Annotated in this window: 25 protein-coding genes and 6 pseudogenes; 13 read left to right on the top strand and 18 right to left on the bottom strand. The window is 57.3% G+C overall.

All coding sequences use genetic code 11. From position 1 onward, the window contains the following. The 8 genes and pseudogenes from ACI3K0_RS22210 to ACI3K0_RS22175 all read left to right on the top strand — a co-directional run. Nucleotides 1-137: pseudogene (locus tag ACI3K0_RS22210) on the top strand (ABC transporter ATP-binding protein); the annotation flags it as partial. A 147-nt stretch (nt 138-284) separates the two neighbouring features. Continuing rightward, a pseudogene (locus tag ACI3K0_RS22205) lies at nt 285-565 on the top strand (type II toxin-antitoxin system ParD family antitoxin). Nucleotides 566-1,102: 537 nt separating this feature from the next. Beyond that, a complete protein-coding gene (locus tag ACI3K0_RS22200) occupies nt 1,103-1,312 on the top strand; it encodes a hypothetical protein (RefSeq protein WP_404946268.1) in 210 nt (69 codons plus the stop codon). Nucleotides 1,313-1,644: 332 nt separating this feature from the next. Further along, entirely contained in the window at nt 1,645-2,751 is a 1,107-nt protein-coding gene (locus ACI3K0_RS22195) for a PAS domain-containing protein (RefSeq protein ID WP_404946267.1), read from the top strand. An 11-nt stretch (nt 2,752-2,762) separates the two neighbouring features. Beyond that, complete coding sequence (locus tag ACI3K0_RS22190; protein ID WP_148147186.1) at nt 2,763-3,188, top strand: response regulator; 426 nt, start codon at nt 2,763-2,765, stop codon at nt 3,186-3,188. A 34-nt stretch (nt 3,189-3,222) separates the two neighbouring features. Next, nucleotides 3,223-5,535, top strand: coding sequence for a GAF domain-containing protein (locus tag ACI3K0_RS22185; protein ID WP_404946266.1), 2,313 nt, complete (start codon nt 3,223-3,225; stop codon nt 5,533-5,535). Next, on the top strand, nt 5,532-5,915 hold the full coding sequence (locus ACI3K0_RS22180) for a response regulator (protein WP_148147188.1): 384 nt from the start codon (nt 5,532-5,534) through the stop codon (nt 5,913-5,915). The genes ACI3K0_RS22185 and ACI3K0_RS22180 overlap by 4 nt, the downstream gene beginning before the upstream one ends. Before the next feature lie 91 nt (nt 5,916-6,006). Further along, complete coding sequence (locus tag ACI3K0_RS22175) at nt 6,007-7,050, top strand: HWE histidine kinase domain-containing protein (RefSeq protein ID WP_404946265.1); 1,044 nt, start codon at nt 6,007-6,009, stop codon at nt 7,048-7,050. Between the two features lie 148 nt (nt 7,051-7,198). Here the strand turns inward: ACI3K0_RS22175 and ACI3K0_RS22170 are convergent. Next, nucleotides 7,199-7,327 (bottom strand): annotated as a pseudogene (locus ACI3K0_RS22170) (cryptochrome/photolyase family protein); the annotation flags it as partial. A gap of 132 nt (nt 7,328-7,459) precedes the next feature. Between ACI3K0_RS22170 and ACI3K0_RS22165 the strand changes: the two are divergent. Then, nucleotides 7,460-7,648, top strand: a pseudogene (locus ACI3K0_RS22165) (tryptophan-rich sensory protein); the annotation flags it as partial. Nucleotides 7,649-7,698: 50 nt separating this feature from the next. Here the strand turns inward: ACI3K0_RS22165 and otnC are convergent. From otnC to ACI3K0_RS22130, 7 genes are all read right to left on the bottom strand, one after another. Further along, complete coding sequence (gene otnC, locus ACI3K0_RS22160) at nt 7,699-8,334, bottom strand: 3-oxo-tetronate 4-phosphate decarboxylase (RefSeq protein WP_148147190.1); 636 nt, start codon at nt 8,332-8,334, stop codon at nt 7,699-7,701. Continuing rightward, on the bottom strand, nt 8,321-9,607 hold the full coding sequence (gene otnK, locus ACI3K0_RS22155) for a 3-oxo-tetronate kinase (protein WP_206828284.1): 1,287 nt from the start codon (nt 9,605-9,607) through the stop codon (nt 8,321-8,323). Before otnK ends, otnC begins: the two co-directional genes overlap by 14 nt. A gap of 3 nt (nt 9,608-9,610) precedes the next feature. Continuing rightward, complete coding sequence (locus tag ACI3K0_RS22150) at nt 9,611-10,285, bottom strand: aspartate/glutamate racemase family protein (RefSeq protein ID WP_183688240.1); 675 nt, start codon at nt 10,283-10,285, stop codon at nt 9,611-9,613. 7 nt (nt 10,286-10,292) lie between these two features. Continuing rightward, complete coding sequence (locus ACI3K0_RS22145; RefSeq protein WP_206828282.1) at nt 10,293-11,714, bottom strand: NAD(P)H-dependent oxidoreductase; 1,422 nt, start codon at nt 11,712-11,714, stop codon at nt 10,293-10,295. Nucleotides 11,715-11,883: 169 nt separating this feature from the next. Further along, complete coding sequence (locus ACI3K0_RS22140; protein WP_148147194.1) at nt 11,884-13,410, bottom strand: tripartite tricarboxylate transporter permease; 1,527 nt, start codon at nt 13,408-13,410, stop codon at nt 11,884-11,886. A 22-nt stretch (nt 13,411-13,432) separates the two neighbouring features. Further along, nucleotides 13,433-13,879, bottom strand: coding sequence for a tripartite tricarboxylate transporter TctB family protein (locus ACI3K0_RS22135; protein WP_206828277.1), 447 nt, complete (start codon nt 13,877-13,879; stop codon nt 13,433-13,435). 92 nt (nt 13,880-13,971) lie between these two features. After that, entirely contained in the window at nt 13,972-14,931 is a 960-nt protein-coding gene (locus tag ACI3K0_RS22130; protein WP_148147196.1) for a tripartite tricarboxylate transporter substrate binding protein, read from the bottom strand. 179 nt (nt 14,932-15,110) lie between these two features. On the opposite strand from ACI3K0_RS22130, the gene ACI3K0_RS22125 reads away from it, so the two are divergent. Next, nucleotides 15,111-16,049 (top strand): LysR family transcriptional regulator, encoded by a 939-nt coding sequence (locus ACI3K0_RS22125; RefSeq protein WP_206828275.1) that lies wholly within the window; start codon nt 15,111-15,113, stop codon nt 16,047-16,049. Nucleotides 16,050-16,252: 203 nt separating this feature from the next. Here ACI3K0_RS22125 and ACI3K0_RS22120 read toward each other — a convergent pair. Next, nucleotides 16,253-17,171 (bottom strand): annotated as a pseudogene (locus tag ACI3K0_RS22120) (ABC transporter ATP-binding protein); the annotation flags it as partial. Between the two features lie 102 nt (nt 17,172-17,273). Here ACI3K0_RS22120 and ACI3K0_RS22115 point away from each other — a divergent pair. Next, entirely contained in the window at nt 17,274-18,098 is an 825-nt protein-coding gene (locus ACI3K0_RS22115) for a DUF1206 domain-containing protein (protein WP_148147198.1), read from the top strand. A 39-nt stretch (nt 18,099-18,137) separates the two neighbouring features. Further along, nucleotides 18,138-18,386 carry a hypothetical protein gene (locus ACI3K0_RS22110; RefSeq protein WP_148147199.1) on the top strand — a complete coding sequence of 83 codons (249 nt, stop codon included), beginning with the start codon at nt 18,138-18,140 and terminating at the stop codon, nt 18,384-18,386. A 72-nt stretch (nt 18,387-18,458) separates the two neighbouring features. Here the strand turns inward: ACI3K0_RS22110 and ACI3K0_RS22105 are convergent, their stop codons facing one another. The 4 genes from ACI3K0_RS22105 to ACI3K0_RS22090 are packed head-to-tail and all read right to left on the bottom strand — an operon-like array spanning nt 18,459 to nt 20,659. Then, nucleotides 18,459-18,899 carry an MgtC/SapB family protein gene (locus tag ACI3K0_RS22105; RefSeq protein ID WP_206828320.1) on the bottom strand — a complete coding sequence of 147 codons (441 nt, stop codon included), beginning with the start codon at nt 18,897-18,899 and terminating at the stop codon, nt 18,459-18,461. 17 nt (nt 18,900-18,916) lie between these two features. Further along, nucleotides 18,917-19,519 (bottom strand): DedA family protein, encoded by a 603-nt coding sequence (locus ACI3K0_RS22100; RefSeq protein WP_148147200.1) that lies wholly within the window; start codon nt 19,517-19,519, stop codon nt 18,917-18,919. Nucleotides 19,520-19,526: 7 nt separating this feature from the next. Further along, on the bottom strand, nt 19,527-20,162 hold the full coding sequence (locus tag ACI3K0_RS22095; protein ID WP_206828271.1) for a glutathione S-transferase: 636 nt from the start codon (nt 20,160-20,162) through the stop codon (nt 19,527-19,529). Nucleotides 20,163-20,176: 14 nt separating this feature from the next. Then, nucleotides 20,177-20,659 (bottom strand): pyridoxamine 5'-phosphate oxidase family protein, encoded by a 483-nt coding sequence (locus ACI3K0_RS22090; RefSeq protein ID WP_148147202.1) that lies wholly within the window; start codon nt 20,657-20,659, stop codon nt 20,177-20,179. Nucleotides 20,660-20,846: 187 nt separating this feature from the next. Between ACI3K0_RS22090 and istA the strand changes: the two are divergent. After that, nucleotides 20,847-21,807, top strand: a pseudogene (istA, locus tag ACI3K0_RS22085) (IS21 family transposase); the annotation flags it as partial. Between the two features lie 145 nt (nt 21,808-21,952). Here the strand turns inward: istA and ACI3K0_RS22080 are convergent. The 5 genes from ACI3K0_RS22080 to ACI3K0_RS22060 all read right to left on the bottom strand — a co-directional run bounded on the left by ACI3K0_RS22080 (nt 21,953) and on the right by ACI3K0_RS22060 (nt 25,837). Continuing rightward, a complete protein-coding gene (locus ACI3K0_RS22080; protein ID WP_206828269.1) occupies nt 21,953-22,168 on the bottom strand; it encodes a hypothetical protein in 216 nt (71 codons plus the stop codon). A 91-nt stretch (nt 22,169-22,259) separates the two neighbouring features. Next, nucleotides 22,260-22,949, bottom strand: a complete 690-nt coding sequence (locus ACI3K0_RS22075) for a TfuA-like protein (RefSeq protein WP_206828268.1) — start codon at nt 22,947-22,949, stop codon at nt 22,260-22,262. Continuing rightward, nucleotides 22,946-24,097 (bottom strand): YcaO-like family protein, encoded by a 1,152-nt coding sequence (locus tag ACI3K0_RS22070; protein ID WP_404946264.1) that lies wholly within the window; start codon nt 24,095-24,097, stop codon nt 22,946-22,948. The genes ACI3K0_RS22075 and ACI3K0_RS22070 overlap by 4 nt, the downstream gene beginning before the upstream one ends. Before the next feature lie 8 nt (nt 24,098-24,105). Continuing rightward, nucleotides 24,106-24,324, bottom strand: a complete 219-nt coding sequence (locus ACI3K0_RS22065) for a hypothetical protein (protein WP_148148606.1) — start codon at nt 24,322-24,324, stop codon at nt 24,106-24,108. A 31-nt stretch (nt 24,325-24,355) separates the two neighbouring features. Next, a complete protein-coding gene (locus tag ACI3K0_RS22060) occupies nt 24,356-25,837 on the bottom strand; it encodes a hypothetical protein (RefSeq protein ID WP_206828264.1) in 1,482 nt (493 codons plus the stop codon). Nucleotides 25,838-26,060: the final 223 nt, after the last annotated feature.

The raw sequence follows: 26,060 nt of genomic DNA, 5'->3' as shown, positions 1-26,060 counted from the left end.
GCGACCGGTTCGCCGTGATGCTGCGCGGTGAGATTACCGAGATATTGCCGCGCGAGGCGATCCCAGGCTGCGAGGCGGTTCATCCCTATTCCCGCGAGCTGATCGGCGCGTCTCTGGAATATGAAGGCACAGTTTAGCCAGGTTATGCCACGGATAACTGGCAATCCTGCTATTCTGACTCCATCCGACAGATTACCCCAGTGACGCTCACGCGAGCCGGTAGACGTGCGTTGCCGCGCTTTGTTTGGTGGTAGTAATTACCACGAAACAAAGTGGAGGTATCTATGCCGAATGTTGAAAAAGTCAGCGTCTCGATGACCCCGCAACATGCAGAGCTGTTGCGCGATGCCGTTAATAGCAGCGCGTATGCAGCGGGAGCGAAGTTGTGCGCGAAGCCATGCGTGACTGGTCGGCCAAGTGGATGCAGAAGCGCGACGATATCGCTAAGCTACGTGCGATGTGGGAAGAAGGCAAAGCGAGCGGACCTGCCGTCGAAGTGGATTTTGATGCAGTGCTTGAGGAAGCTCGCCAGGAAGTAAAGTCTCCCGCCCCTCATGACCGCTAAAGCTTCTCTGGACGCCGAAGGTGCGTGCCGACATTAAGAAAATTTACGTTTAGATAAGTCGCGAACAGCCTCTCAGCGCGGAGCGATACTTTGCCAATTTTCGTCGCAAGGCGCATCCGCGTTTGAGGTTTCTGCTGGTCGAGGAGCTTAAGGAGGCAGGATATCAGGCTTTCGAAGCCGAAGATGCTTCAAAAGCAATCAACATTCTCGAAGCGCATCGCGATATTTCGTCTTATGTTGACAGATATTGACCTCTTCACAGCTGCGGAGGGACTTGAGCTTGCCAATCTTGTTCGCGATCGACGGCCGCCGATACGTATCATTTTAACTTCAGGCAATTGGTCATTTACGGAAAGTGAACTCACTTTCGCCGAACGGTTCATCCCGAAGAGCATCCGTCCGTGCCTAGGCTGACTAAATGCCCTTCTGTTAAAGCGTTGTCCGGTTGAACGGTCGCCCTTGAGACGATGCGGTCAGGATGCGTGCGGAACCTTTTCTGCGTTGATGCATTAAGTGCCTGCAAGCCGGGGCCCTTCCATGAAACGTGTGAATGACGAAACAACCGTGTTTTACGACAGTGTAGCAAAAAGCGTAGTAATCGTTCAGGGTCACATGATTCACTACGTTATCGGGCCATTCCAGACCCAAGCCGATGCATTTGAAGCTGCAGGCGAGAGATGTCGTCGACTTGGCTGGCTCTCTCCGATCGAAGGGGGTGACGATGAGATTGCAGCGAAGGTGGCTTGAGCCGTTACAAAGCTATGGCGCAGCTATCAGTGTCGTTCTCGGCGGCCTCATGTTCGTTTGGCTCGTGCAGTAGACAAATAGAATGCTGCTGCTCTTATCGATCACCCAGCGCCTCCTTATCCGACCGATGCGCTTAATCCGGACCCGATGGTCTATTCACCAGATGTTCTAACGGTCAGCAAGCGAGGGCGTGCTGCGGCCACTATAAAGCAGGCTGCGTCAGTGAAATTACGCATGCAGCTATTCTCCTTAGCATCTTGAAGTTCTCACGGTGCCTCCCAGATCAGCGAAAAGCCCCAAGACCTCAATTCAAAGCGTCCGGACGAGTATTTATGGATCAAGAGAATGATTTTCGCGACGCTCAGGATGCAGGCGATCGCCTGATTGCAGCACATGCTTCAGAAGACCCGTTCGCAGCGGCATTCAAGGCGACGAGAATGCCGATGATTATCACCGACCCCAGACAATATGATAATCCGATCATTTTCTCCAACGACGCATTCACAAAACTCACCGGCTACTCACGTGACGAGCTCATTGGCCGCAACTGCCGCCTTCTTCAAGGCGCCGAAACTGACCCTGAAGCGATTGCGAAGTTGAGGACAGCGATCTCGGAAGAGCGGGATCTCTCGATCGACATCCTTAATTACAGGCGTGACGGGTCGACCTTCTGGAATGCGTTGTTTGTGAGCCCGGTCCGGGACGAAACCGGCGAAGTTATATACTTTTTTGCATCACAGCTTGATTTCACCAATATCAAGAGCAAGGAAGCGGAGCTCGCTGCAGCCAGGCATATGGCCGAGCAGGAGGTCGCGCGCCGTACTGTCGATCTGACCGCGGCGCTGACCACCAAAACTGCGCTCGTCCACGAAGTCGACCATCGGGTGAAGAACAATCTTCTGACCATTGCATCCATCGTCAAGCTGCAAGCCAGGATGACAGAAAGCGATGTTGTAGAGCGGACATTGATGTCCGTTCTAAACCGAGTTGAGGCACTAAGTACCGTCCAGCGAAAGCTCTTGAATGATGAGGATGTGGGGCACTTCGATGTGGCTGATTTCGCAAACGATCTCGCAACCGATGTCATTGGCGCCCTGAAACGCACCGATATCGTGCTGACGACAGATCTGCGCGAGGTAGTTGTGCCCGCAACGAAGGCCTCTCCATTGGCTTTGATCATCAATGAACTTGTCGGCGACGCGGTTCGCCGGGGGCTGCGCGATGGTGGAGGCGAGATCCATCTTGAAGTCAGGCGTCTGAACGGTCACTTCCTCATTCGTGTTGTAGATACGGTAACCCCGGTGGATGTTGACCGCGAGGAAGCAGCATTTAGCCAAAAGATGCTTGAAGCATGCTTGCAGCAGCTGCGCGCAAAGCTCGAACGCCGCGTGGAAGGCCGCCGTACTGAAGTCTCCGTCACGCTACTGGTAAAAGACTGAAAGGTTTCTTTGTGAAAATTCTGATCGTTGAGGACGAAGTGCTGCTCGCCATGGAACTAGAGAGCGAAATCGAGGCTGCGGGCCATGACATCGTCGGGCTGGCGGCGGACAGCCGGGAGGCCAAGGACCTCATTGACTCGGTCCGTCCAGACTTTGCCTTCGTCGATATTCAACTCATTGACGGGCCAACCGGAATTGAGGTCGGACGGCATCTATCCGCAAAGTCCATCCCTTATGTCTTCGTCTCAGGCAACCTTAAACGGATCCCGGAAGATTTTGCCGGAGCGGTCGGGGCGATCGAGAAGCCGTATACGATGAATGGTCTTCAGAACGCGCTTTCATTCATCGAAAGCTTCGTCGCTGGGAAGCCGGATGAAAAAACACCCCCTCCAAGTCTGGTAATGTCTCCCGAAGTCCTCGCAAAAATAGCAGCCTGAACGGGCCTTCACAAAAAAGCAAAGGCTCAGATCGTTGGGCAACTCGTCAGACAGAATAAGAGCCGTCCGCAACTCCGGTCTACTCGACGCAAAGAACAAAACCGAATTTGATGACATAATCGAAGTTGTAAAGGCGGGGTTGAACTGTCCAGTTGCGCTGGTATCGATCCTCGATGAACACCGCCAGGTGTTTCTCGCTCATCTCGGCCTGCCTGAAAAATGGGCCGAAGCCGCAGAAACACCGCTCACGCATTCGTTCTGCCAGCATGTTGTGCGCGACAAGCAGCCACTGATTATCGGTGACGCAACTTTACATGACCTCGTCCGCGATAACCTCGCGATAACCGATCTGGGCGTTATCTCCTATATGGGCGTCCCGGTTACCCTTCCCGATGGCATGGTGATCGGCGCCCTTGCCGCGATCGATGGTGAGCCGCGCGTCTGGACTGACGCCGAGCTTGAAACGCTCAGCAGGATCGGAAAAATCGTTTCCAATCAGATCGCCACGTTTCTGGCAGAGCGACGGTGGAGTTCGCTGTTCGAGCAGCTTGAAGAAGGCATTGTCATCGGCGCTGTGGTGCGTGATGAACGAAAGCGGATTGTCGATTGGCAATGCGAAACCGTCAACCCAGCAGGGGCGAGGCTGTTTCAGGTTGTGGGTGAGGAAACAGAAGGCCGAAACATTCGAGACATCCTTCCCAAGTTGGATGAGGAGTGGACTGTTGACGTTGAGGAAGTTGTCGAGTCCGGTCGACCCAAACGCTTTACTCGCAGGATTGAGGAAATCGCTCGCTGGTTCGACGGATACATCCAGTCAACTGGAGAAGACCGCTTCGTCATCACATTCGTAGACGTCACCGACCGGATGGAAGCCGTCGAAGCGTTGCGCGATAGCGAAACGACTTTACGCCTTATTGTGCAGGGCGCGAAGGATTACACAATCCTGACGCTTGACGAGGATCAACGTATCACAAACTGGTTTGGCGGGGCCGAGGAAACCTTCGGGTGGAGCAAGAGCGATATGCTTGGCCGCTCGTTCTCTGAAATCTTTACGCCAGAAGATCAGGCAGCCGGCGCGCCAGAGGCGGAAATCACGAGAGCGTCAATAGATGGCGTCGCACCGGATCGCCGGTGGCATATCACCGCGGATGGCTCGCGCGTATTTTTGGATGGAACTGTGAGACCGCTTCCGCGCCACCCAGAAAGCAAGTTAGGCGGCTACATCAAGGTCGCGCGAGACGCGACGGCACAAAAGCGGTCCGAGGATCGGCAGCTCGCTCTATTGGAACTCGGCGGCAAAATCCGAGAGCTAGACAGCGTTCACGAGGTAGCGTTTGCGGCTGCGGAAATCCTGGCCCATAGCCTGTATGGGTCTACGCGCGCGGGCTATGGGGTCGTCGATCCGATCGCAGAGACGGTACAGATGCTGCCTGACTGGTGTGCAGACGGAACGGATACCATCGCGGGTCTCCATCACTTCCGCCACTACGGTTCATATATCGAAGACCTGAAACGGGGTGCGATGCTTATCATCCCAGATGTCTCGACAGATCCACGAACGTCAGCGTCATCGGACCTGCTTCACTCGATCGGCATTTCCGTTCTGGTAAACGTTCCGATCATGGAGCATGGGGCCATCGTCGGTGTCATGTTCGTGCACTACGATAAGCCACACGATTTTACCGCCGAAGAGCGCGATTTCGTACGCACGATCGCCGACCGGACAAGAGAAGCAATAGCCCGTATACGGGCGGAAGAGCAGCAGCAAGTTCTCAATCACGAAATCAGCCATCGCCTGAAGAACACGATGGCGATGGTGCAAGCGATCGCCACCCAGACACTTCGTCCTGTGACGGATCGCGCTCCAGTCGAGGCGTTCACCAGTCGACTGCATGCTTTGTCGAAGGCCCATGAGGTCCTACTTGGGCACGATTGGTCGACGGCACGGATGGCGGCTGTCATCGATTCGGTTCTAAGCCAACTCGCTTTGTCTGATCGCTTCACGATCTCTGGCCCGGACATGGAGCTTGGACCCCGAACGGCCTTGTCGCTTGCTCTGATCATGCATGAGCTCGGCACCAACTCACTTAAATACGGCGCGTGGTCAAGCGAGAAGGGCAAGGTGTCGGTGTCTTGGTCTATCGGAAAGACTTCATCCGAGGACGCGCTCATCCTAAAATGGCAAGAAAGAGATGGACCAATCATCCGAGGCACGGTTGGCAAAGGGTTCGGATCGAAGTTGATCAAACTAGGTTTGACGGGAACCGGCGGGGTCGAAGTCGAGTACGACGCGAACGGTTTGACCGTGACAATGCAGGCTCTTGTTTCGCAGTTGAGGCAGTCATGACGTCGGGAATTATACGTCCCATCGCTCCGCCGGTAATCCTCATCGTCGAGGATGAGCCACTTTTGCGCTTGGCGGCCATTGATCTAGTTGAGGACGCCGGCTTTCAGGCGATCGCCGCAGCGGACGCAACGGAAGCCGTGACTATCCTGGAATCACGATACGATATCCGGCTTGTCCTGACAGATGTCGACATGCCTCGAGGCGTCGATGGAATGCGGCTGGCGGCCATCATCCGAGACAGATGGCCGCCCATCAAGGTGATCATCGTATCCGGACATATCGACGATCCCGGCGGACAAATCCCAGCGGAGACCGCATTTTACACCAAGCCCTATCGTGAACAGCAGATCGTTGAGAAGATCCGCGAAATGCTTGCTTGATGTTCCGGTAGTCTGATGTGTCACAGTAAGTGATATTGACTTGATATGGCAGAACACTCAGGCAGTAGTAGTCTCGCAGACGTAGGATAGAATGAGTACGATACGACGCCAGTTATTCGGTCTTAGCGATCGTGTTCGAGCCTCTCCCCTGAAAGCGTGGAGCTTGGCTATTTGCGCGTTCATTGTCTCTCTTTATGTCAGGTTCCTCTCAGACCACCTGCTCCCGCCAGGCTTCCCCTATCTGACTTTTTTCCCCGCAGTCATCCTCACCACGTTCATGGCTGGCCTATGGCCCGGGGCCGTATGTGCTTTGGCCTGCGGCTTTGCTGCATGGTATTGGTTTATTCCCCCATCAGGAAACTTCGAGCTGAATGCGTCCGTCCTGGTCGCACTTGCATTTTATGCCGGCGTCGTCATCGTCGATATCCTTCTCATACAGGTGATGCACAAGGCGCTCGACAGTCTCCAGGATGAGCGTCGAAAAAGCGATGCACTTCTTGTTGAGCAAAAGCGTCTGCTCGGCGAACAGAGAGATAGAGAGCGGCAGCAACGTATCTTACAGCGCGAACTCTCTCATCGCATGAAAAATACGCTCGCGATGGTCCAGGCTGTCGTTTCGCAAAGCCTGCGCAATGCGACTGACACGAAGCTTGCAGCAGAGCAGGCATCCGCACGTATCCAGGCATTGGCCCTGGCGCAGGACGCGCTGACTGCGACAGACTGGGAAGCGGGTGACGTGGAAACTGTCGTCCGTACGGCGATTGCCCCTCATAATGACGGTCACAATCGGTTTGACATTTCCGGCCCATCAGTGGCAATCGCCGCACAACCTGCGCTTGGATTGGCGCTCGCTATCCATGAACTCGCCACCAATGCCACGAAATACGGAGCGCTGTCGGTACCGGATGGCAAGATCATTGTCCGCTGGCAGACGCCGGGTGACAACCAATTCCAGTTCAGTTGGACCGAAGCCAATGGGCCAGTCATTATGGAGCCAAAGCGCTCGGGATTTGGATCACGGCTCACCGAGCGGATTGTGCCTACCTACTTCAAGGGAAAAGCTCAGGCTACTTACCCCGCGGGAGGCTACGAATACCACCTTCGCGGCATCCTCGGCTCAGAAGACGAAACATGACCGGACCGAACATTTTGCACTGTTAAGCCCAGGAACGTTCGCTGTGCTGCATCGTTGAAGACGTCAACTGTTGGAAGATCGAGCTGTATCCACCGTCGTCGCATTTGGTTAGCCCTCTGCGAATTTGAGACGGGGTGACGCCGAAGTCCTTTCCGCCGACCGGCTCTTCGCCGTTCATCAGCATGCCGGTCTTGCGGCGGACGTCGCGATAAAAATACTCCATCGTCAACGCCTTGCGATTTTCGGCCCTGGCCGGGAACTCTTCATGAGACACGAGGCGTTCCAGCACGTTGATCCATCACGGCGATGGTTGAGGATATCCACGGCGAGATCACGTTCGTGCAAAATTGCTTCCCTGAGACTGGCCACCGCTTGAGGATCTGTATCCGGACCTTCACCGAATTGGCTCTTCACGCCGGCCTGGACACTGGCTTACATCTTGATCGCTGTCGCAGGGTGGCTATCCACAGTTCTCGAAGGCTTCAATTCGACGGCCCGGCTTTGGAGGTCGCAGAAGCTTTTGAACTGGACTTGGACGCCAACATTCGTCGGTTCCGATTGCATCGCTCAGCGCTCCAGCGCCGAGTGCTGCGGCTAACAGCAAGATCCACTTTTCCAGGACTGACCCTTACCATGCTTGTTCCGGCATCAATTCGGGAAAGCTTCATTCAGATCGGTGATCGCCTCGCAGGTCAGACGAGAAACCGGTCGGTCACCGACAAGGAAGAACAGCTTCACTGTTTCTTCAAGTTCCTCATAAGCATGAACCGCATCTTGCAGAGACTTACCCGAAACGATTGGCCCATGATTGGCAAGCAGCATTGCCTTGTGTCCACCGGCAAATTGACGAACCGCATCAGCAAGCTTTCCATCTCCGGGCCGATAATAGGGCACAAGCGGCAATCGGCCGATCCGCATCATTTGGTACGCGGTGAGCGGCGGAAGCACATCAGACGTGTCCTCATGGCAGAGGCATGACAGAGCAACTGCATGGGTGGAATGAAGGTGGACGATCGCGCTTGCTGCCGGCCGTTCCTGATAGACCGCCAGATGGAAGAAGGCCTCCTTCGACGGAGGGTCGCCGGCTACATGGGCACCCTCGGCCGAGACCTTCGATATCAGCGCGGGAGACAGAAAGCCCAGTGACGAATTTGTCGGCGTGACGAGGATCGTGCCGTCGTCCAGCTTTACCGAAAGGTTTCCGGCGCTTCCATGCGCAAGTCCGCGCCCGTAAAGAAGCGCGCCGAACCTCACGATATCTGCGCGTAGTTCATCCTCTGTCACCGCTTGCCCCCCGTTTCAGATTTTCCAATGCCTTGGCAAAGAAATCCGGCGCACCGAAATTGCCGGATTTGAGCGCTAGCGCAATCCTGCCTTTGCCGCCGATCAGGATCGGTACGCCCGGGTCGATTTCCGGCCCGATCGAAAGCGCTTCGAGATCGAGCGCCTGGGCGACCGCGCCGGATGTCTCGCCGCCTGCCACGACCAATCTGTTCACGCCACTTTCTACCAGCGAACGGGCTGCTTCGGCGAACAATCCGTCGAGCGTCGCGGCCACCTTTTCCCGGCCATAGCGCTTCTGCAGGCGCTCGACCTCCAATGGATCATCCGACGAAAAAATGAGAGGTGCATTGCCACGATGAACTGACGCGAACTCGATAATTCGGCCTATGTCCAACCTTCCCGCCATAGCAGCTTCGACATCGAGCGCCATGGTCGGATGGCCTGCGGCATGGATGGCGATCTGCCGGCGGGTCGCATCCGAGCAGCTGCCGGCCAGGATCACCTCGGGTCCGTCTACGCCGGAAAAGGCGCTGACCGCTCCCTTCGCCTTGCCGCTGCGCAGGAAGTTTGCCGGAAGGCCGATCGCGATGCCCGAACCGCCGGTCACAAGCCGCTGCCCTGCCGCCGCTCTGCCGAGCGTGACGAGGTCTTCGTCCAGCGAGGAATCGCAGATGACCATCGTCGTCCCGTCGGCGGCCGCGGCATCCAGCGCCGCCCTCACCGCTTCGCTTCCAGAGCGCACGGTCGCCGTGTTCACCAGCCCGACCGGATCGCGCGTCTGCTGTGCCAGCCAGCGCCGGATGTCGGAATCCGTCATCGGCGTCAGTGGATGGTGTCGCATGCTGGATTCGCTGAGCAGCCGATCCTGGACGAAGAGATGGCCCTGATGCACGGTGCGCCCGACCGTCGGGAAGGCAGGGCAGGCAATCACACCTTTCACACCGAGAGCAGCCGCGAGCGCCTCCGCTACAGGCCCGATATTGCCTTCCGGCGTAGAATCGAATGTCGAGCAATATTTGAAGACAAATTGCTCGCAGCCTTGGTTGCGCAGCCATTCGAGCGCCGCAAGCGATTGTTCGACCGCATCCTCTACCGATGAGGAGCGGGTCTTGAGCGAGATGACCCCCGCTTCGACCGATCGGTCGGCCTTCACCTTGGGAACGCCGAGATATTGCGTGACCGCAAGTCCACCCTGCCCCGGCAAGCCCTTTGCAAGCGTGTTGGCTACGTCTCCGGCCCCGGTAAAATCGTCGGCGATAACTCCGAGCAGCATTGTCTAGTGCTCCTGCCTGTCCATCAACTGTTTCATTCGTGTCACCGCGCTGCCCGGCGCGGTCAGCACGGCGCAATCCACCGCTTCTCTGACCGGACCGGCCGCCCGCGCCGTTGAAAAATGGGCGAGCATGATGGCATCGCAGTCGCCAAGGCCATGCGCTGCATGGGCAACCCGTGCATCATGGTCGGCCGCATCGCCCTGCCGGAGCTTCTCGATCGCGCCATGCGCTATGACGGTGCGAAGTCGCGCCGAGCTTCCCGTCTCTGCCGCAAACTCGCGAAACTCGTCTTCCATCGTTGCGACTGCGGGGGCAAATGTCGCCACCATGCCGATGTCCGAGCCGGCCATGATCGCGGCGCGAAACATCGCCTCGTTGGGCATGAGGACCGGTATCCCTATCTCCGACGAAAGTCTGCGAATGGCCGGGCCGAAAGCGGAGCAGGTGATCAGGATACCATCTGCAGCGCCGGAAACGGCCTGCCGGCCGAGAGCGACGAAACGCTCGCTGAGGCCCGACGACAGTGGCCCAACCTCCCGCGCCCGGTCCAGTGACAGGCTCTCGTCGAGAATGTTGACGGCCTCGGCCTCCGGCCAGAGTTGCCGCATGGCATCGGTCACAGGCGCCATGGCAACCGGCGTGGCATAGAAGAGGAATATGCGCGGCTTGAACGTCATGGCGATCTCACTGCGCGGCCAGGAATGTACGGTCCTGCAGCCGGCGCATTTCCCAAAGCAACGAAGCCTGCGGCTCCTCCACCATGTCATAGGTGATGAGCGTACCCGCCGGGATATCCACCTTGGCGCAATTGCCGGTGAGAAGATGGGCGCAGGCGGGGTTTTCAAGCGCGACAGGTACCGCCGGGACGATGCGGGCCTTCAACATCGGGCTATGGTCATTGCCGAAGACTTCGCCCGCCTTGATGTCGCGCGCCGCGACCTTGACGAGATCGTAGCGGGGCCGATAATCATCCGATCCGGTATCGATGCCGAGCAGGCCCGCCATCAGCAGCGAGGTCGAGGTCTCGACGCCGCAAAGGTGGTAAGGGCGGTAGATGACCGCGGTCGTCTCGTCATAGTTCGGGATCTGGCCCTTGGTCACAAGGACATGGTTGGAATAAGCATTGTCGCACCGGACGACGAGAAAGACGCCGCCGCCGAGCCCTGATTCATCCGGGCGCCTGAGGCAGGTGGCGAGGTCGATCGTATCGACCTGTCCGAAAAGGCCGCCATTGGCGATTTCCGCATAGGCAACCGGGATTTCGGTGATGCGAAGGGCCGCATGGACGAGCGTATCGACGGCAGGCTTCATGCCGGTATAATTGGCCGCGACCGTGATCTCGCAGAGATCATAGGCGCCGGGCTGCGGCAGGCGCGCGAGAATGTCCTTACGCCTCGCGACATATTCGGCAGCCTGTCCCTCGGGGATCATGGCGAGCCATTTGCGATCCTCATCGGAGACGACAACCGTTTCGACATAGGGCTCATGGATCTTCTTGTCGGTCTTGATCGAGACCGTGCCGGCCGCCTCGTCATAGACGAATTCGCCATCGGTTGCCTTGCCACCGGAAATCACCGTCAGGCCGACCGATTTTGCCCATTCGTAGAACTGGATCAGCAGCCCGTGCTGATCTCCGTCGACGGGGGTGTAAATCACGCCCGCTTCCTTTGCCAGACGCTTCAGCATCGGGCCGACCGCGACGTCGCAATCCTTCGTTACCATCGCCACATGCTTGCCGGCCTCGATAGCCTGCATGGCATATCGCACGCTTGCCTCCGGCACGCCGCTGCACTCGCAGACGATATCGACGGCACCAATCGCGCCGATGAGTTCCGGCTTATCGGTAAAGATGGAATTGCCGCGCGCAAGCTCGCATTTTACCTGCTCTGCCGTTCCGGCATAGGCGACCTTGGCCATGTCGAAGCCCGCCTTCTCATAGGCACCGCGTGCGGCATCGATCGAAATGTCGGCAACAGCAACCACATTCAGCCGCGGCGTGACCGGAGCCTGGGTGACGATGGCAGTGCCGTAATTGCCGGCGCCGATAATGCCGACCTGAACTGCAGAAGCCTTGGCGAAGCTCGCGTAAAGATGGTGGTAAACCATTGTTTAAGATATCCTTTTCATGCGCGTCCGGTGACGCTCTGGAGGATGCTGGACCTGCGGCAAGGCCGCATTGGATAGCGACGCGCAGCGATTGCCTGCATCTGGAATGAACATGCGATGTGGTCAGGCAGACCGGGCGATCCGCGAGACAGGATCGCCCCTTGCCGCCTCAGCCGATTTTCTTGGCCTGCGGCTCGTCCATCTGGTGTTCCTTGCCCGCGCGGTTTTTCAACAGCCACGGTGAGACCAGCAGCACGACGGTGATCAGGATAATCACCAACGCGATCGGGCTCTGGAAGAAGACGGCGACATTTCCGTCCGAGGCGACCAGGGTGCGGCGAATGCCACGCTCCAAGATGGGGCCAAGGATCATGCCGAGAACCAACGGTACCGGCGGGTAATCCAACTTCATCATCAGGTAACCCAGCACGCCAAAGCCGATCACCAGAGCCACCTCGAACATCGCATTGTTGATGCCGAAAATGCCAAAGACGATGATGGCGATGACCGCCGGGAACAGATAGCTCGGCCGCACGAAGGCACAGGTGGCGAGCACCGGCGTCAGGACGATGGTGATCGCGACCAGCGCGAGATTGCCGATGTAGAAGCTGCCGAAAATGGTCCAGACGAATTCCGACTGTGTCTGGAACAGCATCGGGCCGGGCTGCAGGCCGATCATCAGCAGGCCGCCCATCAGCACCGCCGTTGTACCGGAGCCTGGAATGCCGAGCGCGAACATCGGGATCATGTTGCCATAGGCGGCGCTGTTATTGGCCGCTTCGGGTGCTGCAACACCTTCCATCGCGCCATTGCCGAAGCGTTCGGGATGTTTCGAGGTGCGCTTGGCGAAGGCGTAGGAAATCATCGTGGCGGCGGTCGCGCCGGCGCCGGGCAGGATACCGATGAAGAAGCCGATCAGCGAGCCGGAGCCCAGTTCACGCCAGCATTGCAGCGTGCCGCGCACATCCGGCAGAAGTTCACGGAAGCGGAACCGGTTCTTCTCTTGCGGCTTTCCGATCGAAGGCGGTGTCGCATACATTTCCGCAAGGCCGAACAGACCGACCGCGATAATGGAGAATTCGATGCCGTCGAACAGCCGTACCTCGCCGAAATCGAAGCGCGGCAGGCCGACCATAGGGTCGAGCCCGATCGTGCCGATGAAGAGGCCGGCAAACAGCGACATCATCGCCTTGTTGAGATCGCGGCCGCCGAGCACGCTGACAAGCGACAGCGAGAAGATCATCAGCGCGGTCATCTCGATCGGCCCGAAGGCGATCGCGGCCTGGGCGATGGTGGTGGCAAAAGCGGTGAGCAGGATGAGGCCGATTAGTCCGCCGATGAAGGAGGCGGCAATACTCAATCCGAGTGCCGCGCCGGCCTTGCCGTTTCGGGCCAGCTTGTGGCCATCGATGACGGTCATGGTGGCAGAGGCATCGCCTGGAATGCCGAGCAGGATTGCGGTGACCGCGCCGCCATACTGGGCGCCGTAATAGACGGCCCCGAGTGCCGCGATCGCCGCCGTCCCATCAAAGCTGACGGCGACCGGCAGGAGGATTGCAACACCGGCGGTCGGTCCGAGGCCCGGCAAGGCTCCGATGAAAAGGCCGATGATGGCGCCAACCATGATGGCGGCGAGAACCGAGGGTTGCGATGCTGCGACCAATCCCTCGGCAAGCAAGTGCCATGATTCTAGCATGATATCTTCTCTTCTTCAGGGATCAGAGCAGCGGGATGGCGAGAACCACGCCAAACACGAGATAGAGTATGAATGCCATCCCAACGGCGATGGCGCTGACGGCCGCAATCGAGCGGGCGTCGCGCGCCCCGAATATGCAGCCGATGACGATCATCAGCGGCACGGAGGCGACCAGCATGCCGATGAATTGGGAGAGCAGGACGAAACCGACCAGTGCCAGACTGACCAGCCCGACCCGGACCACTTCCATCCGCTCGACGCTGCCGAGAAGATCCGACTGTTTGGCGACCTTGAGAAAATTTAGCGCGGAAAAGAGTGCCAGTCCTGCCCCGATCCAGACGGGGAAGAAGCCGGCCGATGGCACGGAACCCTCCTGGTAGCCGTAACCGCTTCCCTGCCAGATCATGTAGAGGCCGAGCAGGCCGAAGATCGCAGAAAGACCAAGATCGAATGAACGTAAGGGTATCATCTACCGCGCCTCCCAAGCGTAGAGCATTTAAATTCGTGTGGAACTATCGGCCCCCAAGCTGATCGGGGGCCGCCAATCTCACTTGATCAGCCTCACTTGATCAGGCCGAGCTCGCGCATCAGCGTCTCGTAACGCTGCGAGGTGGCGACGATCTCCTCGCCGAACTGCTTGCTATCGAGGAAGAGCGGTATTTCGTTGAACCGGTCGACATACTGGCTGCGCCATTCCGGGCTTTCCGCCACGGTTTTCATCACGCCTTCCCAATAGGACACCGCTTCCGCCGGAACGTCCTTGGGCATGATTATGCCGCGAAGCTGGGTATGGACGATGTCATGCCCCAATTCTTCGAAGCTTGGAACCTGCGGAAGAGATCCCATCCGTTCCGCCGAGGTGACGGCAAGGGCCCGCATCTTGCCGGCATTGACCTGTTCTAGGATCTCGTTCGGATTGCCGAAGAGAAGATCGAGATGCTTGCCGAGAACCGCCGCCATCACCTCGCCCTCGCCGTCATAGGGCACGACCTTGATCGAGCTGCCGAGCTGCTTGTTGAGGAGATGCGACAGAAGTGCCGGGTCGGAGACTGCACCGGCCGAACCGATCGTTAGCCCCTTGGCGCTCTTGAGGTCATCAATCGACTTGATCTTGGAATCTGCAAGCACAGCCAGAATGTAAGGCGAGCGTGCGATCGCCGCGAGCGGGGTAAAGTCCTTGTAGCTCAGCGGCATCTTGCCGAGCAGCGGCGTGGTGAAGAAGCTGACGCCAACGCCGCCGAGATAATAGGGATTGCCCTTGCGGGAACTGATATAGGAATAGCCGACAGCTCCCGACCCGCCCGGCCGGTTCTCCACCAGCATCTTGACCGGAATGAGCTTCTTTTCGTCGATCACCTTGGCCATGGTGCGTGCGACGATATCGCTGCCGCCACCTACGCCGAAAGCGACAATGTAATTGATGGTGTCGCTCGGATAGGCATTGGCCCGAGCCGTGCCGATTGCAAGCGACTGAGCTGCGACAAAGGCCGCGCTGCATCCGAGCAGCGTACGCCGTTTCATGCCCCTAGGGGTTTCCTGGGTGTCCAAGATATTTCCTCCCGATTTGAAACTCGGTCCTCGAGCCGATGCCGACAATCCCTTCCCGATTGCGGTTTGCCAACTTTGGACCCGTGAGCAGTGGCAAGGCAAGTATAATAATGATACCTATTGGTCTCTTGCAGTGACCAATAGGACGCTCGATGGATACGATCAACGATATCAATCTCCGACTGCTACAGACTTTCCTCGTCGTTGCGAACGAAGGAAGTTTTCGCCTCGCAGGTGAAAAGCTGAACCGGGCCCATTCAGCCGTCAGCATCCAGATCCGTCAGCTGGAGGAACAGCTTCAGGTGAAGCTCTTCGAGCGTACGACACGCAGCGTCAAACTGACGGAGGAAGGTGCCAAACTGCAGGGAAGTCTCAGGAAGGCGCATTTCGAGATACTGCATGGATTGCGGGAGATACGCGAAGCCGCAGATCTCAAGCGTGGACAGTTGTCACTCGCAAGCTCCTCTCATGTGGCCTCAGTTCATCTGCCTCCCATACTCACGCATTTCGTCAGCAAGTTTCCAGAAATCGCCGTCACGATACGTGAGTTGACTTCAGCCGATTTATATGAGGCCTTGCGCAAGCAAGAAGTCGATTTCGCGATCGGGCCGCATGGAACGGACAATGCCTTCGAATTCAGCCCGATACTGGTTGAACCGCTTCACGCGGTGGTCCATCCCCGCTTCGTCGGTCCTTCCAGAAAAACAATAACCTGGAAGGAAATTGCCCAATTCCCGATACTTCTGCCGGCCCCGCAGACTGCGATGCGCCGGATCGTCGATCAGGTGTTGCACGATAACGGTCTGGAAGAGACGAACCGCTACCAATTCATCCAGGCCGAGACGATAATTGCCATGGCGGAGGCGGGGCTCGGGATCGCTGTCCAGCCGAGTACGCGGCTTGCCAAGCATCCCCCTGTCACCGCGCGCGTGATGACCTTGACCGCCCCGCATATCCGAAGGGCCATGTCCCTAATCCGAATGAAGAAGCGGGATCTGTCTCCGGCGGCAAAACACCTGGCCGATACCATCATTCGTGAGGTGCGCCGGGTTACGGGCTATGTAGAAGGGGAGGATTTTTTCACGCATTGAAAGCTATAGGGGCGAATTTAGCTCTTGAACTGCTTCGTGCCTACGCCCAACACCTCCACTCGTTCAGCCATGGAGAAGCCGGTCCATTCGTGCAAGCGGGCGACCGCTTTATGACGTAGACTGCGAATCGACTTTACATTCCTGAATATAATTAAGGTATAGCCCACGGTGCGAATTGAAGCGAGTAGCGCCGTCTTCCGAATAAGGTGGATGGCGTCGATATCCGGCGCGAGACATTTATGATATCGCCAGGCGTACCGCTCATTCGCTCACGAAAGACGCCAATCACATTGGTATCTCCCAACCTCATAGTCACCTCGGTCTCAGACCCCACAGGCTAGATGAGCACGATTTCGCCAGAAACGCTTCCGCTACCTAAGTGTCAGTCAATCGAAAGTGTTCGGGATGAATCCCGTAAACGGCAGCCCGCCCCATAGCGGTGTCCATAGACCTAGGCAGGGGCATAACGACGCCCGATGTTTGGAAGCTCGCTTCCGTTATCGTGCCATTAAGAAAATTCATCGACGGCGATCCGATGAAGCCCGCAACGAACTGGTTTGCCCGGCGGTCGTAGGGATCGAGCGGCGCACCGATCTGCTCTATCCTGCAGCGTTTCATCACGACGATCCTGTCGGGGATGGTCATGGCCTCCACCTGATTGTGGGTGACCTAGAAGGTGGTCGTTTTCAGCTTATGATGCAGCGCCTTGATCTAGCCGCGCATAACGACGCGCAGCTTCGCGTCGACGTTCGACAGCGGCTCGCCGAATAGGAAAACCTGTGGATTACGGACGATCGCGCGGCCCATGGCGACGCGCTGTCGCTGGCCGCCGGAGAGCTGGCGCGGATAGCGACCTAGAAGATTGGTAAGACCCGGTATGCTGGCCGCCCAATTCACCCGCTCCGCGACTTCGGCTTTGGTGGCACCGCGGTGCTCCAGCGAAAAGCCCATATTCGTCGCCACCGTCATACTCGGATATAGCGCATCGGACTGGAAGACCATGGCGACGTGACGATCCTTCGGATCGAGATCATTGACCCTCCGGTCGAGGTCGACACCGTGAATGGTCTTTACGCCGCCATAACTCTTGCGGATGTCTGAGCCGCAGCATGACCCAAACAAACTAGAATAGCAAAAAAGAGGCCGTAAACAGGATAGTACCTTGCGCTTTGGCAACGACAGTCGCTTTCGTGCGTTGAAACAGCGAACAACCGGGAGGTGGATATGCGGGAAGTGATGCGTTTCGAGCTACTTGCAAAACTAGGCTATGCCGCCCGCGGCATTGTGTTTCTTCTCGTTGCTGTTCTGGCACTCTTCTCAGGTATGGCCGGTGGGCAGCCAGAAACGAAAACAGCGATCTCCACGCTGCTGCAACAGCCACTCGGCCGCGTCTGGGTTGGATTGATTGGTGTTGGTCTCCTCGGCTTTGTGGCCTGGCGGCTGGCCCAGTCGATCGCTGATGCCGATGGGCAGGGTAACGACGGCAAAGCTATGATAATACGGGCTGCGCTGCTTGGTAGCGCAGTTACTTACACTGGTCTCGCCGTATATGCCCTCGGTCACGCGGTCAGTGCGAGCGGCGATAGCGGTGGATCAGGAGAGAAAGGGCTCGCCCAATGGGTAATGTCGCAGCCCTTCGGCTCGTATGTGGCAATCGCGATTGGGCTCGGACTGATGGTGGGAGGCATTGTCACTGGAGCTAAAGGCGCTCTCCGAAAATTCGAGAAGTATGTCCAGTTCCCCGATCGTAGCGGAGTGCTTTCTTACATCTGCGTGTATGGTCTCATGGCACGAGGTGCGGTGTTCTCTATCACGGGGATATTGTTTGCGTACGCTGGCTTCAAGGTCGATCCAGATCAGGCGGGAGGTATCGCGGACGCGCTTGAGTGGCTCCGCGAACTACCTTTCGGCTCTGTCCTTTATGTCGTCATTGCAATCGGTCTAGCCGCATTCGGGGTGTATAACCTAATTGCTGCTAAATATCGCACCGTCAAAGGGCCAAGGCTCAATGATGTGAAGCGCGGGGCTCCCCTGAACCTACGACACTAAGGAAGCGGCTCGCGTTATGCTTGAAGGACAAAAACTCCCATGAACTCATCGTCGATCTTCAACGTAGACCAACTCAACACGATCAGAGACGCGCATCTGGAATGGTGTGCTGAAAATTCGGTCGACCCGAAAAGCCCGTTCGGAGAAGAAGCGGCCGCTTTTTTGATCAAAGCGTTCGACGTCGAGCACAACAGTGTCGATGGCCTGATCGCGGCGCTTGATCACTATGTGATGGAACGTGGGAGCCATGTGCGGGTCGGATCAACAAGCATACCCTCAACGGAATGATCGCAGCGGCATGTGCGGAAGCTCAATGCATACCGAATTTTCCGCTCCCAAAACGCGATTTCGCCTTCGCTATCATCCGCCATCATCCGATTCGTCCCTGACTGCTTTGAAGTTAGCCATTATCCGGAGCGTGGCAAACGTGACTATCGAAAGAACAATTGCGGTGTCATAGGCTCCAAGTCCGACCGCGGTACCGATCGCGCCCGTCGCCCATATGCTTGCGGCAGTCGCCGTCCCGCGTGTTCCAAGTTTCCCTACAAGGATGGCTCCGCCGCCAATAAAGCCGACGCCGTTGATAATACCTTCGACGATGCGAGCCGTCGCCTCGGCATTTCCAACAGTAACGGTTTCCGCAGCCTGAACGAACCCGCAGGCGGCGATAGCGACAAGAGGAAAGGTGCGCAAACCCGCGCTCCGTTCGTTTTTCTCACGATCCCAAGCGATCGGCAGCGCAAGGACATATGCGATAAGCAACGTGATCAGGTGTGGGAAGATATCGAGTTCCACACCCATAGAAGCCAACCACTCGCTCACGTTCGCTCCTTTTTGAAGGTGACAATGCGGTAAATGTAATAGCCGACCAAAATAATCAGGACGGCTGTCGAAACGGGATCCACAAAGTCTTGGATCACGCTGTATGCCTGTCCCAAGAAATAGCCTGCCAAAGCCAACGCCGCCGTCCATACAAGCGTGCCAATCGACGAAAAAAGAAGAAAAGTCCCCAATGGCATATTGGCAACGCCAGCGGGAACGGAGATGAGTGTCCGCACCGTGGGGATGAGCCTTCCCAGAAGGACCGAAGAATTTCCGTGCCGCTTGAAACGGTCAGAGGCTGCATCGACATCGGATGGCGACATGGTGAGCCAACGACCATGGCTATCCGCCAGACGACGAACGCCGTCGTGGCCGAGCCGACGCCCAACACAGTACCAGGGGAGTGTACCGAGCAGGGAACCTACCGTTCCGGAGGCGATCACGACAGAGATATTCATGTCTCCCCGCGTTGCCAGATAACCCGCAAGAGGCATGATCAACTCAGACGGTATTGGCGGGAAGACGTTCTCAAGGAACATGAGTAGGCCAATGCCGAATGGGCCAAGGCGCTGCATCATCATTTGCACGAAAGCTTCCATGATGCACCTAAGCAGCGAAGGCGTAGGGACCGCCCTTTTCGAGCGCATTGATATAGGCAGGCCGGGCATGGATGCGTTCCAGCCATGCTGTTATGGCCGGTCTATCCTCAGCCAGGGTTCCTCGCACATTAGCAGCCTCAAGCGGAAAACTCATCATCACGTCCGCTGCGCTGATCTGGTCGCCCGCAAACCAAGGCCTGGCAGCGAGGTGCCATTCAATGAAGTCCAGATGCGTATCCAGCATAGGCTGAATGCGCTTTGTCGCGACGCGGCCCAAGATCGGGATCTTGGAAACAACCAGCAGTGCGAAGAGGACTGGCATCACAGAACCCTCTGCATAATGAAGGAACTGACGATACAAGAGAGCGTCTATTGCCGCGTTGGGTCCGAACCGACCATCCGCTCGCTCGACAAGATACTCGCAGATCGCTCCAGTCTCGATCAGAATACACCTCTGAACATTCTCACCCACATCCTCTAAAATGGGTGATTTGCCGAGGGGATGAATCGCGTTCAGATCCTTAGGTGCAGACATGTCGGAGCTGCGGCGATAACGCCGGATCTCGTAGCCAAGTCCGAGCTCTTCAAGCAACCAAAGGATGCGTTGCGATCGGCTGTTATTCAGATGGTGGACAATCAACATGCCTGGCCACGCCCCTACATCTGGACCTTGGCGTTATCCCCCATGTCCGGACGGGAATTGCTGACAGCCGCCGCCGCCATTTTGATATAGCTGATGATGGTGCCCGGGCTGTCCCAGTATTCTGCGAAGGACGGCGTCACCTTGAGAATGCGGATCGACGGATCGTCGGCGTTATCCCACCAAGCCTTCGCAGGCGTCGCCCATAGATCGCGGATTTTCTCACGGTCATTCTGGATTTCGGCCGTTCCGGAGACTGAAACGTACTTTTGGCCCCTCGAGTCAGCAAAGGCGAGGCACACATTTGGATATCGCGCGATCTCTTCATCCTTATGGCTCGCCACGTCGGTCAAAAAATAAAACGCGTTGTCGATGCGCTCGCTGTATGCAGACATTGGACGCGCTCGCAGATCGGAGCCGCTTTGCGTCGTCAGCATGCAGAACCCGATTTTTTCCGCCAGGTCCCAAACCGTTGAAATCTGATCTTCTTCGTGCGCCATAGTGGTCTCCTGTGTGACGCCAGAGAACGGGCGCTGCGAGTAAATGTTCCGCCGGGGCAATCATCTCTCTACCGAGTATCTCCGAAATGACACCAGTGCGCCCTGAATATCCTATAGCTGGACGTAGATCTTAACCTAAGCTCACGGGTTGGCACCGAAGTCGGGCACCGTCAATTGCGCCGCCGTCTCCCCGCGTGGACGCCGACGCCCTGATCCTTTGGAGCCGATATTCGAGGCAGAAGTCGTCCCGCTCCTGAAGGCCGCACCCGGCATCCGTGCTGTCGCCGTCTACAACGAGATGCTGCGCCGACATCCAGAACTGTCTGAAGGTATCCGTCGTACGCTTGAACGACGGATCCGGTCGTGGTGCTGTCCATGGCGAGGCGCAGGAAGTCATCTTCCGCCCGACGCACGAGCCAGGCCGGTTAGGCCTGTCGGATTTTACCGACGCCTGCCGCCTTGGTGTAACGATCGCCGGCCAGCCACTTGATCACCTGTTCTATCACTTCCGGCTTGTCTGGTCCGGCTTCGAACATGCCCACGTCATTCTCGGCGGAGAAAGCTTTGTCGCGCTGGCTGAAGGGCTTCAAAATGCTCTGTGGTCCGTGGGCGGTACGCCGCTCTATCATCGGAGCGACAGCCTCTCGGCGGCATTCCGCAACCTCGACGCCGATGCCAAGGTCGATCTTACACACCGATACGATCAGCTTTGCTCCCATTATCGAATGACGTCAACGCGCAACAACAAAGGCGTCGCGCATGAGAACGGCTCGATCGAAAGCTCCCATGGCCATCTCAAGAACGCCGTTCATGATGCCCTGCTGATGAGGGGGACCAAGGAATTCGACGACCTCGGCTCTTATCGCGCCTTTGTCGATGAGATCGTCAGCCGTCGCAATGCTGCCCATGGTAAGCGCATTGATGCAGAACGATCCCATCTGCAAGCGCTGCCCGAGCGGCGGACCACGGACTTCGAAGAGATTGTCGTCACGGTGTCCCGGACCGGTGGCTTCACCCTGCGCAAAGTCTTCTACACCGTGCCGTCCCGCCTGATCGGCCACAGGCTACGAGTTCGCTTGTTCGACGATCGGCTGGATGTCTTCGTCGGCGGTACGCACCTGATGACGTTGCGCCGCGGACGCGGCCATCGTGTCTAAACCAAAAACAATTGTGCTAAAGAGGGGAACGGCTCAGCAATAAAGCGGAACAATTCCCCTCTTCTGGGTCGCCAACTCTGTCAATGTATTCGCAATACCCCCGCGAGTGCGAATAGTGTCGGCTGGCACCCTGATATTATTGAATAGTTGAGCCTGTTGTCGCAATTTCGAGAGTGCCCGCAAGAACCGCATCAGGTGTCATACCAAGTTCTGATGTTATCGCATCGAGAGTTGCGGCCAGTTGTTCTTCGACCTGCGTCGCCTTTATCATCCCGGCACATCCCCTTGCGTAGATCACTAGTCTGGCGAGGGCAGCCAGTTCCTCTTGTCTTTCAGTCCTGTCGTCAATCACTGCGATCCTCCGGGTTTGTGCAGATCGTAATCCCGGAGGCGTAGTCCGCAGCGTGAATTGAGCGTGACACAACGCATGCAGGAGAACCGGGCTAGTTTCTCCAGAGAGAGGTCTTTTGAAAAATCCACGCCGGAACAACTCCTCGATCAGTATTAGCGACGAGCCGCATAAGGCGTATGGCGTCGAGACGTTTCTGATCGACATAGTGGTCATGGCAGATCCGGGAGCGCGCCTCCGCACCGACTCGACCAAATTTCGCGCATTGGCTGTAAAATGCCGACCAAGTGCGACGTTTGAAAAATAGGGTGGCGGCGATCTCTTCGATTTCCTGCGCCTCCTCAGCCGAGAAGATTTGCTGGTCGCGAAGCCGTTCCACCGTTGCGCGGATGTTGACGATCGGCACCGTCATGGCTCGAAAACCCAATTCCTTCGGCGCGTGAAGAAGTGCGACGGCGGCATCGTCAACCACGGCACCTGATGCGTAATCATCGAATATCCGGCCCACCCCGACCATGCCGAACGACTGGCATTCCGCCGCGCGCAACGCGCCCATACTTGCGGCGCCCGCTACCACCACACCCTTCGACAGGGCATACAGGATCTCCTTGTGCCATACGGGGGCAGTGTATTCGAAGCCCCCGTCGATGAGCCCAATCACGGTGGCTCCTTCGCGCACGGCATTCAGGATGTCGCTCTGAACGGCTGGAGGTCTTATCTCCACCGATGGTCCGGTGTATTCGGTCGCATCGGGTAGGCTTGGGCCGACAAAAACGACCTTCATGGCGAAAGCGCAGCGGCTATTGCCCTGGCACCATGCCTGAACTTTCTGTCCCCGGGCGGGTTCTCCAACTCGGGAGCAAGGATTTTGACGACAACGAACGGCAACCCAGGCTCCGACAGTCTGATGGAATAAAGCCGCGATAGCCCGCGTCGTTCTAATAACTGGACGATGGATTTCGATTGGCTGGCGTTCCGTTTCGGCGAAAGAGCGCCCGGCCGGATGGCCACAAGACGCTTAATATCTTCCGGCAACGGTCTCAGATAGGTCTCGGGATAGACGTCATCTCTCGCGCCGCTGATATAGGTCAGGCGGGATTGGGCGGCTTCGGTGATTGCGCGCAAGGCGGCTTTCGCGGCATCCACGTGGGTGCCGCAGCCGAATGTCACGTCGACATATCGCGGTGCCATCGCTTCCAAGACGCTCGCTTCGGCGATATAGGCCGCGATGGTGGGGATGCCAATATCGCTGGTAACATCAAAAAGCCGCAGCAGCATCCCCGCCCGCTCTACCTGTCTCGCGAGCTCCGTTACGCAGGAATTTTCGAATGCTTCCGGGGATACCGCAGAAGCGACTTGTCGCGGCTCCGACCGAAGCTGCCAGAGAGCCATTGCATCTCGCTCTATCCGCTCGAGCAGTGCGTGGAAAACGGCTTCTTCCTCCGTGTTTCCTGATGCCAGACCGTCCGAAGACTTCCAGTACCGAATATCCGGCACGGTCCGATCCAGGGACACGGCATCGTAAGGCACGAGTACGGTCTCGCCTGAGAAAAGGTCGGTGGCCTCGACGAGGACAATCTCGTCTTCCGAGGCGCCAACATCCTGACGAGAGGCCAGAAATTCGGGTAGAAGGTCGTATCTGCGTCCATCACGCTTTAGGGCGGTGCGGCTAGCCGTGACCACGCCGACCAGCGGATCACAGGCAACTGCCCGTTCCAAAGCCTCCATTACTGCGGAAGTCCTCGCGTCATCATCCGTGAGGCCCTTACCGTGGGCAACCACAATCGACTTCGCGTTCGGGATGTAGGCGCACCATACCGGAATGTTTAGGAAATCAAGTCCGGTATGGCGGCTTACCCGCGTAATGCCGTATTCCGCCAGGTGAGGAGACACTCGGCGGTAAGTCTCAGCAGTTGGATATGCTCGCTCCACGTCCCGCCTCAGCCATCGAACACCCCTGAAAAAGCAGCCTCTGAGGCACCAATCGCAACGGCGAAATCGACGTCCTTCACGACGGATCCGCCTGCCTTTCGGATGTCATTTGCCGAAGCGAGCGTCCCATTTGCGGGTACCTCAAAAGCAACAACCGTCCCGGCGTCCAGATCCGCCAGATAAAGTCCCGTTTCACCCGGAAGCCCGATTACAACTATCTTTGACATCAACATACTCCATTTGCGTTCGTGGAACATCTTACTGAAAACCAGCCTTCATCAGGCCTTCCCGATAAAGATCTTTCTGCCATTGCTCCCTCACCGGAAGGATCGACAGCCATTTCTCAAGCTCGAAGAGAGGATTGAGTTCCTGCGCCTTTCGGCGATGCATCCGCGCTCTTTGCATGTCTCCCGCCATGGCATAGCTGGCGGCAAGCAACCTGCGTGCCGAAGAGCCGTCCTCCATGCTTTCAATATGCGAAATGGCGCCGGAAAAATCTCCGAGAAAGTAACTCGCTCCCGCGGCGATCCAACGATAGTCATCAGGCGGCATCGGATTGAGCGATATGGCCTTGATGATCTTTCTCAGCCCGTCATCCGGTCTCGATGCGTGAACCAATGCGTCGGCGTAGCCGCAAAGCGCATCGGCCAGATGCGGACTGAGTTGCTCTGCTTCGTGAAATGATCGAAGGCTGGCATCGACGTCTCCTCTGTATAGAAGAGATAGGCCAAGATCGCGATGCGCCGTCGCAAGATCCGGAGACGCGGCCACCGCCTGTCTTGCCAAAGCCTCTGCCTGCACCAACAGCTCATCGTCTCCCCTTGCCGTCAGCACCCATTCCCATGAAAACGTTCGCGAAAGCCCAGACAATGCAGGTGCAAAATCACTGCGAAGCTTCAAGGTTTCCTTGAATGCGCTGCGTGCCCGGCGCATTCCTGGCAGTGTATAGGTGTTGAGATGCTGAATGCTGAAAAGATACGAACGATAGACCTCGGGCTGCGTGCGAAATTCGTCAAGCTGACCTACACTTTTTCCAAGATGACCCGAAATAGCACTCACGATGAGACCGGCAACGTCCTTGCGCCGAGACACGAGAGAGCTTCCGCCAAGAGGAAAGCGCTCCGCCCATAGCACCGCGTCTGCAGGAAGGAAAACCATTTGCGCAAACAGTCCCTCCTCCGAAATCCTTGTGTCGACCACATATGAAATCGAATGGGTCTCGAGCTGAGCGAGCTTATCGGAATGTTCTCTGATTTTCGCGGCCGTATATGGGGCAACCACCGCTGCGCTTCGAAGCGCACAGAGCCCGATGGTGATATCCTCGATCAATGCCGAGGCAACCCCTGCATCGACATTGCCGTGAAGTGTGGGCGGAAGCAGTACCAGACGCGGAAGATCCGGCTGAGCCCTGAAGGGCGCGGCTGGAGCACCGAGCTGCTGTACCGTCTCATGACGGGGTTCAGCATGCAGGCGAACAGAACCGCTGTTTCCCGAAATCCGTTGATGCGCACTGAACAAGATTTCCGCAACAACTTCATCTGACGGATCGTTTTCGAGAAGCAATTTTCCTCCTTCGCGAACGACCAACCAGTCGGATTTCTCTGCGGCATGAGGCGCTGATCCGACAAGAATTTCCCGGAACTGCCACCAATAGTCCCGCCGCCGCCTTTCTATCCAGCCAGCGAGCGGCGCCGGAGCTCCGACGATATCCAGAAACGGTCTTTCGATCAGTGATTTCACGGCCCGCAACTTTTGCAGCGGTTCAAGATTTGCTGCAAAGGTGCTGAAATCGGTCTGGACACTGTCGGAAACCCGCATGGTTGACGGCGAGATCTCGAAAGGATTCAGCCACCCCTCTGTCTCGCATTGACGCACGCGCTCTATCATTTTTCTGAGATTTAGTCGCGCCGTGCTACCATCGCCCGGCCATAAGATAGCCGCAAGATGTTCCCGGGAGGGATCT

Source organism: Rhizobium sp. ZW T2_16 (genome assembly GCF_044987325.1).
Lineage (GTDB): Bacteria > Pseudomonadota > Alphaproteobacteria > Rhizobiales > Rhizobiaceae > Neorhizobium > Neorhizobium cellulosilyticum.
This window is presented reverse-complemented; position numbering and strand designations above follow the sequence as displayed.

Coding starts and splice junctions, on each gene's coding strand:
- ACI3K0_RS22100 (WP_148147200.1), bottom strand. CDS start 19,519: ATGGAAGCTTTCGTGCAAATGATGATGCAGCGCCTTGGCCCATTCGGC.
- ACI3K0_RS22090 (WP_148147202.1), bottom strand. CDS start 20,659: ATGGCGCACGAAGAAGATCAGATTTCAACGGTTTGGGACCTGGCGGAA.
- ACI3K0_RS22135 (WP_206828277.1), bottom strand. CDS start 13,879: ATGATACCCTTACGTTCATTCGATCTTGGTCTTTCTGCGATCTTCGGC.
- otnK (WP_206828284.1), bottom strand. CDS start 9,607: ATGCTGCTCGGAGTTATCGCCGACGATTTTACCGGGGCCGGAGACGTA.
- ACI3K0_RS22105 (WP_206828320.1), bottom strand. CDS start 18,899: ATGGGTGTGGAACTCGATATCTTCCCACACCTGATCACGTTGCTTATC.
- ACI3K0_RS22180 (WP_148147188.1), top strand. CDS start 5,532: ATGACGTCGGGAATTATACGTCCCATCGCTCCGCCGGTAATCCTCATC.
- ACI3K0_RS22110 (WP_148147199.1), top strand. CDS start 18,138: ATGAACTCATCGTCGATCTTCAACGTAGACCAACTCAACACGATCAGA.
- ACI3K0_RS22115 (WP_148147198.1), top strand. CDS start 17,274: ATGCGGGAAGTGATGCGTTTCGAGCTACTTGCAAAACTAGGCTATGCC.
- ACI3K0_RS22075 (WP_206828268.1), bottom strand. CDS start 22,949: ATGAAGGTCGTTTTTGTCGGCCCAAGCCTACCCGATGCGACCGAATAC.
- ACI3K0_RS22130 (WP_148147196.1), bottom strand. CDS start 14,931: ATGAAACGGCGTACGCTGCTCGGATGCAGCGCGGCCTTTGTCGCAGCT.
- ACI3K0_RS22175 (WP_404946265.1), top strand. CDS start 6,007: ATGAGTACGATACGACGCCAGTTATTCGGTCTTAGCGATCGTGTTCGA.
- ACI3K0_RS22150 (WP_183688240.1), bottom strand. CDS start 10,285: ATGACGTTCAAGCCGCGCATATTCCTCTTCTATGCCACGCCGGTTGCC.
- ACI3K0_RS22140 (WP_148147194.1), bottom strand. CDS start 13,410: ATGCTAGAATCATGGCACTTGCTTGCCGAGGGATTGGTCGCAGCATCG.
- ACI3K0_RS22065 (WP_148148606.1), bottom strand. CDS start 24,324: ATGTCAAAGATAGTTGTAATCGGGCTTCCGGGTGAAACGGGACTTTAT.
- ACI3K0_RS22145 (WP_206828282.1), bottom strand. CDS start 11,714: ATGGTTTACCACCATCTTTACGCGAGCTTCGCCAAGGCTTCTGCAGTT.
- ACI3K0_RS22095 (WP_206828271.1), bottom strand. CDS start 20,162: ATGTTGATTGTCCACCATCTGAATAACAGCCGATCGCAACGCATCCTT.
- ACI3K0_RS22195 (WP_404946267.1), top strand. CDS start 1,645: ATGGATCAAGAGAATGATTTTCGCGACGCTCAGGATGCAGGCGATCGC.
- ACI3K0_RS22200 (WP_404946268.1), top strand. CDS start 1,103: ATGAAACGTGTGAATGACGAAACAACCGTGTTTTACGACAGTGTAGCA.
- ACI3K0_RS22125 (WP_206828275.1), top strand. CDS start 15,111: ATGGATACGATCAACGATATCAATCTCCGACTGCTACAGACTTTCCTC.